The organism is Paenibacillus sp. FSL W7-1332, assembly GCF_037969785.1.
Lineage (GTDB): Bacteria > Bacillota > Bacilli > Paenibacillales > Paenibacillaceae > Paenibacillus_AQ.
Genome location: NZ_CP150209.1, coordinates 3,710,041 through 3,722,679 on the forward strand (window position 1 = coordinate 3,710,041; position 12,639 = coordinate 3,722,679).

Genomic DNA, 12,639 nt, shown 5'->3' on the forward strand with positions numbered 1-12,639 from the left:
TAATCATCAAAAACTGACCTATTGTGCTGGGAGCGTGAACGGATGCTGAAATTAATTTCATGCGGTTTTCATACCATCCACCATGAAGGAATTATTAGAAATCGTCCGAAAGGTTCTGGTCATTACACTTTTGTATTCTTTAATAGCAATGCAGAGTTGAAGTTGAATGGGCAAACGATGATCGTCGAAAAGAATACTTTTGTCTTTTTTCAACCCGAGACTCCCCATGCTTACTGCGAAATAAAGAGCCCTTTCATTAATGACTGGTTTCATTGTTATGGCGAAAATATGAATGAATTTCTTACAGAACTAAACTTCCCTCTGGACACTCCAATTGAAGCATCTGATCCGCTACTGATTTCCAGGTCCATCAAGGAACTACAGAATGTGAACCGGCTTAACGGAACGTTGCGTGAGCGTATCATAGACTGCGATCTTCGGTCCTTTTTCATGAAATTAAGTGATTTGCGGGAACGAACGGCTCCTCATCAACTGAATCATTATTACATCCGATTTAACGAATTACGTAATGAACTCTATCGCTCTCCTCACCAGAACGTTTCTGTAACTGAACTGGCTGCACGTTTAAGTTTGAGTAAATCTTATTTCCAACATATCTACAAGCAGTTATTTGGTTGCTCTGTAATGACCGATATGATTAACGGGAGGCTAGAGCACGCCAAATATCTTTTAGATCACAGCGAGATGTCAATAAATCAAATTGCTAGTACCTGTGGTTACGAAAATGACACTCACTTCATGCGCCAATTCAAAAAGTTTGTTGGCATTACACCAAGGCAATATCGATTTAGAGATGTCCCTGTCAAGTAGATTCTCAGACTCTGTAACTGGGCCTGGCGTACCGGCCCTGACACATCGTTTGCAATATACGATTTGCTTGGTGCCAAGTATGTGCAGGGCTCGATATGTTTGACCGAGCCACTGTCACGTATCATATCGGCTTGTCTTGTGAGGCCAAGGATCTTGTCCAAATCACGCAGGAGGCGCTAATGTAATGCCAGTTGTTTGAGGCCGAGAAGCCCGTCATCCGTACCGACAACGGACCGCAGTTTATTAGCCACAAATTCGCAGATGCCTGAGAGCAATTTAGAGCAAATGAAAAGCAGCACCAACAACTAAAACGGTACCTTCTTGTAGTTGATTGGCATTTCGATATTCGGAAGATTACATCAAGCATTGTCGTCTCCTCCTGTTAAGTAGCTTATTTTGCTGAGAACCCTGCTTTTATAGGTGTCACCTGTTAGCGTTACTTGAATTCACTTTAAAAAAAGCCGCATATAATGCGGCTTTCCAGGCTGTCGAGAAAGTCTCGACAGCTATTTTTTTGTGTATTTAATTCAACACGACACCGCGTTAATATTATATAAAATTAGTAAGTAAACCGTTCGGAAGGGTGTTAAATATGTTGCGTTCTAACCGAGAAAAACAGCAGGCTTACGAGTTTGTTTCGATTGAAGAATTGGTTCCTCAAGATCATCTGCTCCGTAAAGTGGACAAGTATATCGATTTCTCTTTCATCGACGAAAAGGTCCGTCCGCTTTACTGTGCTGATAATGGGCGACCAGCCATCGATCCTGTCGTGTTATTTAAGATGATTTTCCTCGGTTATTTTTACGGCATCCGTTCAGGTCAACTGGAACGCGAAATTCAGACGAATCTGGCATACCGTTGGTTTCTTGGTTTGGGATTGACAGACAAAGTTCCGGACCATACCACCATTAGCTGGAACTGACGGACTCGTTTCAAAGACACTAATATCTTTCAAGATATCTTCGATGAGATTGTGCTGCAGGCAATCCAGCATCGCATGGTCGGCGGACGAGTCCTGGTTTCGGATTCCACGCATGTGAAGGCCAATGCGAACAAGCACCAGTACACCAAGCAGCAGGTTTTACATAACACACGAGATTACATGGACGAACTCAACGGTGCGGTAGAAGCCGACCGGAAGGCGCATGGAAAAAAGCTTTAAAATCCAGAGAGGATGTGGTCGAGAAGAAAGAAATCAAAGTGAGTAAAACCGACCCGGATAGCGGTTATATGATTCGCGATGGCAAACCGGAAGGATTCCTTTATTTAGATCACCGGACCGTTGATTTGAAGTACAATCTGATTACCGATGTCCACGTCACGCCGGGAAACGTTCATGATTCTGTACCGTATTTGTCGCGTTTGAATCGCCAACGAGAGCGATTTGGTTTTGAAGTTGAAGCCGTTGCCCCTGGATTCAGGCTATTTAACAACCCCCATCTGCAAAGGATTGCAGGAACGGGGGATCTTTGGCGTGATTGCTCACCGGAGATTTCATCCGACCCAAGGCTTGTTTCCGAAGTGGAAGTTTACCTATGATGCCGAGCGTAACCGTTATATTTGTACGCTCCAGCATGAATTGTTGTATCGCACCACGAATCGAGAAGGATACCGGCAATATGCCTCGGATCCGAGGCACTGCAAGACTTGCCCGAAGCTGGAGCAATGTACCCGTTCACGGAATCACCGCAAGATCGTCATGCGCCATGTCTGGGAGGACAGCAAGGAATGGGTGCGAAACAACCGGCTCAGCCGATCCGGCAAGTATTTATACCGAAAACGAAAAGAAACGATTGAGCGAAGCTTCGCGGATGCCAAAGAGCTCCATGGGTTTCGCTATTGCCGGTTGCGCGGGTTGCAAAACGTCAGGGAACAAGCTCTGATGACAGCAACCTTGCAGAATATGAAGAAGATGGCGATCCACTTGGATCGCCTGGAAAACAGGGGGTAATCCCCCCATTTCCCCTCTTGAAGTGACCACTTAAAAAGGGAGAAACCCTGTACTTTGAAAAAATGCAGGGTTTCTCGACAATCTGAACCCTTGAATTCTCAAGGGTTTTTCTTCGTATGGAGCCTAGGGGGAATGAACCCCCGATCTCATCGCTGCCAGCGATGGATAACGCTTGGGATCAAGTGGTTTCATGAGATCTGCAGAGCGATAGCGATTAAAAAAACGCATTGGCAGCTAAAGCATCTTTCCCCAAAACTGCTTACGAACTTCATTGACCATGTTATTTCTAACATAAGCTAACAGATAGTATGAAACCCCACTCGATACAGCTTGCTAAATAAAGATTAGAATAAGCTGTATAATCCTTATTCCACTCAATAATTCCAAACGAAATGGATCAATCATATTTCCCGTAACTAACGGAACAATTAATCCAGATAAAGAGCTGACAATACTTAAAATAAGGGCTATACATAGAACCAGCTTAGGAACTCCAGTTGAAAATAAAAGCTTCGCTAAATAGAGTAAGCCAGTTTTATTTAAAGGTTTATCACAGTCTTGATTATTTGTATAATAATGTGGATTACTCATAATTACTCCTTATTATATTTTTTTGAATTTTATATTTGATACCATTAAATAGGATAGAGTTAGCAATGTAATTACGGATATAAGTGATAAACTATTCGTGCTTGGAGCGATCACCGAGCATGTGGAGAGAATCAAACCTGCCACGGTTATTGGAATTCCACTGAAGGTACCTTCAAATTTTTTTATATTAAAAAGCGCTAACCTATACGAACCACTAATGATATAGAACAATAGAGCAACTATACTCACAAGCTTCATCAAGCCAAGATCAGCAAAATTGAATTTAACATAAACAAGCAGTGCTGGAGCAATACCAAAGGAAACCAAATCGGCTAAGGAATCCAGTTCTTTTCCGAATTCACTGCAAACATCTAATCGTCTAGCGATTCTTCCATCGTATCTATCTATAAATGCTGCAATAATGATATACATTGCACTTGCGAAGTAATTTTGATTAAATACCTCGACAATTGAAAGTACTCCGAAAGACAAATTTACAAAGGTAAGCAAATTGGGAATATTCTTTATTAACATATTTTCTCCTCACTAATATTGAATTTCAGTATTATTCATATTGTTAAATTGTTGTTTTTTGCTCTGTACTCTACCCTCTCCTGTTTGCTTATGATTTATAAGATTAAGTGAGATTTCTTAAGATGGGGGGTACATATATCTTAAGAATTCTTAAGTCGCATAGTATACTGCAATTTATGGGTAACTAATTTAGTAATGGTAAAACTAAAAAAGCCGCTAATAGCGACTTTTTTTGCGTGCATCTTGGTTTCTTTGACTAGTTGGAGGCCAAAATATCATTCAAAAGCCTGTACTGTTTTATTTAAAATGACAGGTAACGTAATCTGAAGTGAAAAAGTATCTTTACGTACCGATACGGCCAATGTCCCGTTGTGCTGCTGTATTATTTTCTGGCAACTAACGAGTCCAATTTTGTTGCTATCTTCCTTTTCAGCCTCACGTAAAATCTTATTCTCGACCCCAAGTTCGACCCATTGTTGTTTCAAAGAAATCTGAATACGAACGGGATGCGTTGGATCTGCATACTTTCGAATATTTGAAAATATGTTATCGAATACACGGCGTATAGCGACCAAATTGATTTCCAGCAAAAATTTCTCATGGTTTGGATCCGCCTGAACTTGAACATCTACATTTTCCAAAACCACCAGTTGCTCATCAATGAGTTGATCGATAAGCGCTCTGCCCTCATAAATTTCAAATTCCACTTCCTCTTCTTCAGCGGCAGAGGATACCGTGAAATATTCGAATAGTTTGTCCGATAGTGCTTTGATTTGATAGGCCTTCTCCCGGCTATTATGGATATACTGCAGCAAATCCTCATGGGTCTTATACTTGTTCAGCTCTATGATATCCATATAGCCTAAAAGAATGGTGAGTGGAGTACGCAAATCATGTGATATTGCCGTGATTAATTCACGATTAGCCATCCTCACCCTTTCCTCACTGCCGAGTCGCTCAACAAATGATTTCCTCATCTCATCAATACTCTGTGCCAACGATGATAGTTCATCTTTTCCAGATATCGTAATGGAATAATCCAAATTTCCACCTTCAAGTATCTTGATCTCTTGTTCAAGCACGCCAATATAAGATGTCTTCTTATTAATTATCAGTAAAAAGGAAACAATGAAGGTAGCGGCTGCTATGAAAACACTGATAACCAAAATGAGATTGTAGTATTGATACTCATAGAAGCCTACCAAGTAGATCTGGGCATCCTGATCTGCAAAATGGATGGTGGTGATGGGTATTTCCGAAGGCACAAATTGAGTTAATAGCTCTTCGTTAATAGCAGGATCAACCTCTGTATTTGAGGAGAAAATCAATTTTTCTTTTGCAAAAATATACAGATTCAAGTATCGTTCATGACTTATCCATGCAGATAATTGCTCATAATCACGAGTAGACACGTTTTGACTATTCACGAACTCTTCGAATTGTTTAAGCGCGTCTTGCTGCCTATTTTCCACATAAGCGGATTTGCTTAAATAATTATTTAACACAGTCTCGCCTAAGACTTGTAAAATGACGAATACACTTATAGAAATAACTAAAGAAATTAATACGGCAAGAATCAGCTTAACCTTCAGCTTTTTCCCCATTAGTAATCTATTCAATTTTGTACCCCTTCCCCCAAACTGTCTTTACATATTTAGGGTTTTGTGGGTCATCTTCGAGTTTGCTTCTCAAATTACGAATATGGACCATGACCGTGTTATTACAGGTATAAAAGTAAGGTTGCCCCCAGACACTTTCATATATGTTTTCAGCCGAAAACACCTTACGTCGTTTCTTAGCCAACAGCAGCAAAATCTGGTATTCAATTTCAGTCAAAGCGAGTTCCTTCTCCCCAACAAATACAGTTTTTGCATCCTGGTGAATCGTAAGATCTTTAATGATAATATGCTCCGTTTCCTCAGTCTTCTCTTTGCCACGATAGACATAATACCTCCGCAGTAAAGCCTTCACTCTCGAAACGAGTTCTGTGTAAGAAAAAGGTTTGGACAAAAAGTCATCACTGCCTGAAGAGAAGGCCAATTGTTTGTCAGAATCCTGCGATTTCGCAGTAAGGAACAGAATCGGTGCACTTGTTTTTTCACGAATCTCCAAACACGCCTTCAATCCTGATTTATTAGGCATCATCATATCTAAAATAATGAGATCCGTCTCTTCATTTACTTTATCAATCGCATCTTGACCATCTATCGCTTCAATCACTTCATAACTCTCGCTCTCTAATAAAATTCTTACAATTTCACGAATTTCACTGTTATCGTCAGCAATTAAGATTCGCTTGTTCATCTGATCACCCCATCTAACACCAGTATAATAAGTGTTTTGTGCAACTACCAGTAAATACAGTCGACTTAAGAATTCTTCAGAAGTTATGTAGGTAACTCTTAATTTGTCCAATCTATACTACAAACATGTAGAGATCATTGTATAAAGGAGTTTTAGCTATGCCACAACTTTCGAAAAAAACAGTCGTAAACATACTATTAGGTCTAACCCTCCTATTGTCTATTGGTTTACTGATCTATTATTCCCCTGCCCTTATTGAGATTATGTCGTCCATGGACCATTTTAGCGCATATATTCGCTCAACAGATCATTGGGGTCCAGTTATGTTTATACTATTCCAGATTCTTCAGATAGTAGTTGCGCCTATTCCAGGAGAAGTCGTACAAATTGCAGGCGGTTATATTTACGGGGTTACACTTGGGTCCTTGTATACTACACTAGGGTTAATATTAGGCTCAGCGATTGCTTTTTATTTCACTCGGTTTATCGGCCGCGATTATATCTCAAAGATACTCCAAAAGAAAAAGTATAAGTGGATGACGTTCATTTATGATGAGAAAAAGTTTTCAGTTTTTCTATTTATCTTTTTCGTGATTCCAGGTTTACCGAAAGATTTGCTTGTATTTGTTGCTGCTCTTACATCCATGGGTTCGTTCAGATTTTTCTTGATCCTCATCGTTGGTCGTCTGCCGTGGATCATCGCATCTGCCGCTGTGGGGTCAACCATTCAAATGCAGCAATACAGCATAGCGATTATTATATCTGTTATTGCTGTTATCGGTTTTGTGCTCGGATATATCTATAAAGATAAATTGATAAAATGGTTCTCCGCTGTGGAGAAAACAAAAGGGAGAGCTCATTCCGCCAAACCCAAACCCAAGGTAAACCACAACCTTAATACTAAAGATTAGCGTTTATTAACACAAAAAGGTAGATATATTTATATATGAAACGATTGTTCTTTAAAGTTCAACATTGGAGGTATTACTCATGCAAACACTTGAAACAAACCGCTTGATATTAAGAAATTTTGTCGCAACGGATGCACCCGATTTATTCGAATACACTGCCAATCCAAGAGTGAACTGCTTTCTGGACCACAATGTCTCGACATTGGAGGACGCTGTAATAGAGATTGAGAAACGCAGCATTGCAGACGAGTATATCGCAGTCTGTCTGAAAGAGAGCAACAAACTTATAGGAGAGCTGTTTAATATGAAGGAAGAACCGGATACTTATAGTATCGGGTGGAATTTTAATGCCAGATATGAAGGGAAAGGCTATGCAGGTGAGAGCGCGAAGGCCTTCATGGAGTATCTCTATATGAAGCAAGAGGCCAGAAGATTGTATGCGTACGTCGAGGATGATAACTTCCGCTCGCAGAAGCTGTGTGAGAAATTAGGCATGCGCCAGGAAGGCCTATTCAAAGAGTTTATTTCCTTTACCAAACATGAGAACGGAACACCTAAATATGAAAATACATTTCAATATGCATTATTGAAAAAAGAATGGCTCGCGCAACGTGCAAACCAGAAATGATCTTATCATCACATCTGTTCTAACAAAAAACAGTCGATCGCTAGTGACAACTGCCGTCTCCTGGTCGCTGAATGGCTTCCTATACTCTTACACGGGCAGTGGTGGAGAAATTAGAGCACTCAAATGTGCACATGAATCAGACAATAAAGAGCCATGCAAATATGCACGGCTCTTTATTGTCTCACTTGTTTTGTTACTTACTCCTCTTTATCGTTGCATTGATGTGTTGGATGAATTTGATGCATTGATGCATGAGTTGATACTTGAATCTGTCCGTTAATCCCACTCAAAGGCACCTGTGTACAATTGATAATAAATCCCTTTAGCTGCCAGAAGTTGCTCGTGATCACCGCGTTCCTTGATGTGGCCTTTTTCAAGAACCAAAATGGCATCGGAATTTCGTACGGTAGATAAACGGTGGGCGATCACAAACACGGTTCGGCCCTCCATCAGGTTATCCATCCCCTTCTGGACCAGCGCTTCTGTTCGTGTATCGATGGATGAGGTTGCTTCATCCAGAATCATGACGGGCGGATTGGCAATCGCTGCTCTGGCAATCGCCAGCAGTTGACTCTGTCCCTGTGACAGTCCATTGCCGTTGCCGTCAAGCCGGGTTTCATACCCGTCAGGCAAACGTTCAATAAAACTCGCCGCATACGACAGCTTCGCAGCCTGAATTACCTCATCGTCACTGGCTTCCAGCCTTCCATATCGAATGTTCTCAGCTACCGTACCCGAGAACAGATGGGTATCCTGCAGGACAATCCCCAACGAACGCCGCAAATCAGCTTTTCGAATACGTTGAATGTTAATGCCATCATAGATGATCTCGCCTTCTGTAATATCGTAGAAACGATTGAGCAGGTTGGATACGGTAGTTTTGCCCGCACCCGTTGCACCTACGAACGCGAGTTTCTGTCCGGGCATGGCATACAACGTAATATTCTGGAGCACTTGTTTCTTTTCATCATACGTAAAGCTGACGTCCTTAAACTCCACTTTTCCTTTCAGAACAACGCTTGTTCCGTCTTCCAGTTTCCAGACCCATCCGGCCTGATCCTGATTTTTCTCCAAGGTCACACGACCTTCATCTGCTTCAGGCTGTTCATCCATCATGTTAAATATCCGCTGAGCCCCTGCAAGAGCTACGACAAACATGTTGACCTGCGAGGAAATCTCGGCAATGGGCATTGTGAAATTACGGGACAAGCTCAGAAAAGCTGCGATAATTCCCAGACTCAGACCGGCGTTCCAGCCCGATATGGACATAGCTCCACCTGCAATGGCCACAAGCACGTAGATTAATGTGGCCAGATTCGCATTGATCGGCATCAGAATATTGGAATATTTATTGGCTGTCGCCGAGTTATCAAACAATTTATCATTCAGATGTGCAAATTGTTCCATCGCTTTTTGCTCGCGACCAAACACCTGCACCACCTTTTGTCCATGAATGATCTCTTCGATATATCCATCCACTACCCCGATGGACTCTTGCTGCTGAAAAAAGTGCTCGGTTGCCTTGGTGCCCACGATTTTGGTAATCCAAAGCATGACGAGTGCACCTAGCACAACCACGATCGTTAACGGCACATCCAGATATAACATCGTACCGAGAACGACCACCACTGTCACCGCGGTGGACAACAGCTGCGGCAATCCATCCGTCAGCATCATGTTCAGCGTATCCACATCGTTCGTGTAATGACTCATAATATCCCCGTGGGCTTTACGGTCAAAATATTTAATCGGCAGCTTCTGCATGTGATCGAATAAGCGGTCACGAATCCTTTTCATAATCTGCTGTGAGACGGTAATCATCAGCCGTTTCGAGACAAATGTACTGATGACTCCAGCAGCGTAGATTACAGCCAGAATGATTAATGCCTGTAACAAGGCGTCAAACACTGGATTCTGATTTCCAAGTAGCGGTGTAATAAAGTCGTCGATCAGCAATCGCAGAAAGGCCGCTGAAGCGACAGAGACGGCGGAACTAACCAGAACCAGAGTTAGCGCCAATGCTGTTCTGAATTTGTAATATTTAAAATAGGCTAGCAGACGTTTTATCGTCTGACCATAATTAATGTGTTCCATCCAGTGCTTCACCGCCTTTCGTCTGTGTATTATAAGCCTCTTGATAAATGGTATTTCTGCCCAGCAGTTCCTGATGAGTTCCGATATCTACCATTTTGCCTTCATCCAGCACGACAATCTGATCCGCATCTTCAACAGATGCAATACGCTGGGCAATAATAATTTTGGTTGTATCCGGTATGCTTTCTTTGAAAACGTTGCGGATTAACGCGTCGGTCCGTGTATCTACAGCGCTGGTGGAATCGTCCAGAATCAGAATCTTCGGTTTTTTGAGCAAAGCTCTGGCAATACATAGTCTCTGCTTCTGACCTCCCGAAACGTTCGTACCGCCTTGTGCCAAATGAGTGTCATATCCATCCGGAAACGTGGAAATAAACTCATGTGCCTGCGCTGCTTTGCACGCTTCAAGCAACTCTTCATCGGTCGCATGTTCATTGCCCCAACGCAGGTTCTCCTTAATCGTGCCTTCAAACAGGACATTTTTTTGCAATACCATCGCAACCTGGCTGCGAAGCAAACTTAGATCGTAATCCTTCACATTGACCCCACTGACAAGCACTTCACCCTCACTGGCATCATACAGACGTGGAATCAGCTGTACCAAGGTGGATTTTGCACTGCCCGCAGCTCCAATAATACCGATTGTCTGTCCCGAAGCTATCCGCAGATTAATGTCAGACAGGGCATAATTCTCGGCTTTATTAGAGTAACGGAAGGATACATTACGGAATTCAATCTCTCCATTCTGCAGCTCTGTAACTGGCGATTCGGGGCTGGTAATGTCCGGCTGTTCACTTAACAGCTCATGAATCCGTCCCGCCGAAGCACGAGCAATGGCAACCATAATGACAACAATGCCCAGGGTCATCAAACTCATTAGAATTTGCATCGAATACGCGAATACACTCGTAAGCTCACCGGTAGTCATGCTTCCACCCACAACCAGTTTGGCGCCAATCCATGAGATGATCAGCATCACGGCATACAGCACAATTTGCATCAGAGGAAGTTCGTACGACAGAATGCGTTCTGCCTTAACCATCTGTGCAAATATCCGCTGGGATACGGCCTGAAACTTGGATACCTCACGCTCTTCTCGCACATAGGATTTCACGACCCGAATGCCGCGTACATTTTCCTGAACAACTTTATTCAGATCATCGTAACTGCCAAAGGCTCGCTCAAAAATCGGAAAAGAATACTTCATGATGATGATCATGCCAATGGCCAGCACAGGGATAACAATCATGAACCAAGAAGCAATGGACGGGCTGATGCGATACGTCATAATCGTCGCAAAAATCATCATCACCGGACTGCGAAAGGCAATCCGGATAATCATGAGAAATGCATTTTGCACATGCGTAATATCCGTCGTCAGCCTGGTGACGATACCTGAGGTTGAGAATTTATCCATATTGGAATACGACAGCTGCTGCACATGACGGAACAGGTCATAACGCAAATTTTTACCAAACCCCGACATGGCAATCGCAGAATGCTTACCCGCCAGCGCCCCAAAGACCAGAGACACAAGGGCAAACAACACCAGAATCAAGCCGTACTTCATCACCTGATTCATCTGCCCCCCCGTGATCCCCTGATCAATTAATTCGGCCATAAACAGCGGGATAATGACTTCCATGGCAACTTCACCAAGTAAAAACAAAGGCGTCAGCCACGTATCTTTTTTATATTCCCGTACACTTTTCAGTAATTTCCTTACCATAAGCATTCTCCTCATCTAGAAATAAACACACTGATCTGCGATCTAAAAGCAGACTGGCGATCAGAACAGATGCTATTATAAACTGTATAGTAACTATACAGTCAATTCACTTTTTTTGACCTGGGGGTACTTATGCATCCAAATGAAATGTTGTCCATTAGTGCTTTTTCCAAGCTGTCCGAGCTTTCGCGTAAAACCCTCATTTATTACGACCGCATCGGTCTATTGAAACCTGCCTATGTGGCGGATAACGGTTATCGCTATTACAGCCACAGCCAGTTTGAAACGATCGGCGTTATTCATATTTTCAAAGAGCTGGGCATGTCCCTGGAGGAAATTCAGCAGCATCTCGGTGAACGTTCACCGGAAACTACCCTTCAACTGCTGCGTAAACAGGAGGAAAATCTGCAGCTGCAGATTGCCAAACTGACTCAGGCGAAACAAATGATTATACAGCGTGCAGAAAATATTGAGCAATCCATGCATCTGGACACCAGCCAAATGCATGTCATCTGGCAACCCAAAACCCCGTTGCTGCTGAGCCGCCGCATTTACTCATCCAAAAAGGAGTTTCCTGAGGAACTTTGGGAGGATTTTCGAGTGCGTTTGAACAAGGAACATGCACCACTCGGTTATCCCGGCGGCGTCATCATTCCCAAAGCTGATCTGCTGCGAAAGGATGGAGATATGATTTCTCATATGTACAGCTACATGACTACAGAGCATCATGAACAGGCATATATGCCGGAGGGATTTTATCTCGTGTCTTATGCCCGGGCAGATTATGGGGATACCGATAAGATCTATACACAAATCTTTGAATATATCAAGAAGAAACGGTACGTCATTAAGGGGGATGCTTACGAGGATTACATGCAGGATGAGATCGTGTTGCAACATGCAGAGGATTATCTGGTTCGGGTAATGGTGCATATTGAGGAACCGGTAGATGAAAACTAAACTCATTGTATAGTTGCTTTAAGGTAACTTCCTACTTCATCCTATCAAGGGAATCCATTATGGGTACTAACCTGCCCTCTAGTTGGAACTAGGCAGCCAATCCTGT

At 42.6% G+C, this 12,639-nt stretch carries 10 protein-coding genes and 1 pseudogene; 5 read left to right on the plus strand and 6 right to left on the minus strand.

From position 1 onward, the window contains the following. Positions 1–42 precede the first annotated feature (42 nt). Positions 43–831: an AraC family transcriptional regulator gene (locus tag MKX98_RS16565; protein ID WP_260068920.1), complete on the plus strand. Its 789-nt coding sequence runs from the start codon at positions 43–45 to the stop codon at positions 829–831. Positions 832–1,423: 592 nt separating this feature from the next. Continuing rightward, positions 1,424–2,782, plus strand: a pseudogene (locus MKX98_RS16570) (IS1182 family transposase). Between the two features lie 333 nt (positions 2,783–3,115). On the opposite strand, the gene MKX98_RS16575 reads toward MKX98_RS16570, so the two are convergent. The 4 genes from MKX98_RS16575 to MKX98_RS16590 form a co-directional block, all read right to left on the minus strand. After that, the gene (locus MKX98_RS16575; RefSeq protein WP_339224198.1) at positions 3,116–3,373 is read right to left on the minus strand and encodes a hypothetical protein; all 258 of its coding nucleotides are present in this window, start codon (positions 3,371–3,373) and stop codon (positions 3,116–3,118) included. A gap of 12 nt (positions 3,374–3,385) precedes the next feature. Beyond that, a complete protein-coding gene (gene pssA, locus MKX98_RS16580; protein WP_339224200.1) occupies positions 3,386–3,907 on the minus strand; it encodes a CDP-diacylglycerol--serine O-phosphatidyltransferase in 522 nt (173 codons plus the stop codon). A gap of 275 nt (positions 3,908–4,182) precedes the next feature. Beyond that, positions 4,183–5,511: a HAMP domain-containing sensor histidine kinase gene (locus MKX98_RS16585; RefSeq protein ID WP_339224202.1), complete on the minus strand. Its 1,329-nt coding sequence runs from the start codon at positions 5,509–5,511 to the stop codon at positions 4,183–4,185. 7 nt (positions 5,512–5,518) lie between these two features. After that, on the minus strand, positions 5,519–6,211 hold the full coding sequence (locus tag MKX98_RS16590; protein ID WP_339224204.1) for a response regulator transcription factor: 693 nt from the start codon (positions 6,209–6,211) through the stop codon (positions 5,519–5,521). Positions 6,212–6,369: 158 nt separating this feature from the next. Here MKX98_RS16590 and MKX98_RS16595 point away from each other — a divergent pair, with 158 nt between their 5' ends. Both MKX98_RS16595 and MKX98_RS16600 read left to right on the plus strand, forming a co-directional pair. Then, entirely contained in the window at positions 6,370–7,122 is a 753-nt protein-coding gene (locus tag MKX98_RS16595) for a TVP38/TMEM64 family protein (RefSeq protein WP_339224206.1), read from the plus strand. A 79-nt stretch (positions 7,123–7,201) separates the two neighbouring features. Continuing rightward, positions 7,202–7,750 carry a GNAT family N-acetyltransferase gene (locus MKX98_RS16600; RefSeq protein ID WP_339224208.1) on the plus strand — a complete coding sequence of 183 codons (549 nt, stop codon included), beginning with the start codon at positions 7,202–7,204 and terminating at the stop codon, positions 7,748–7,750. Positions 7,751–8,026: 276 nt separating this feature from the next. Here the strand turns inward: MKX98_RS16600 and MKX98_RS16605 are convergent, their stop codons facing one another. After that, positions 8,027–9,844: an ABC transporter ATP-binding protein gene (locus MKX98_RS16605; protein ID WP_339224209.1), complete on the minus strand. Its 1,818-nt coding sequence runs from the start codon at positions 9,842–9,844 to the stop codon at positions 8,027–8,029. Next, the gene (locus tag MKX98_RS16610) at positions 9,831–11,573 is read right to left on the minus strand and encodes an ABC transporter ATP-binding protein (protein ID WP_339224210.1); all 1,743 of its coding nucleotides are present in this window, start codon (positions 11,571–11,573) and stop codon (positions 9,831–9,833) included. The genes MKX98_RS16605 and MKX98_RS16610 overlap by 14 nt, the downstream gene beginning before the upstream one ends. Before the next feature lie 132 nt (positions 11,574–11,705). Between MKX98_RS16610 and MKX98_RS16615 the strand changes: the two genes are divergently transcribed. Then, the gene (locus MKX98_RS16615; protein WP_339224212.1) at positions 11,706–12,533 is read left to right on the plus strand and encodes a MerR family transcriptional regulator; all 828 of its coding nucleotides are present in this window, start codon (positions 11,706–11,708) and stop codon (positions 12,531–12,533) included. Positions 12,534–12,639: the final 106 nt, after the last annotated feature.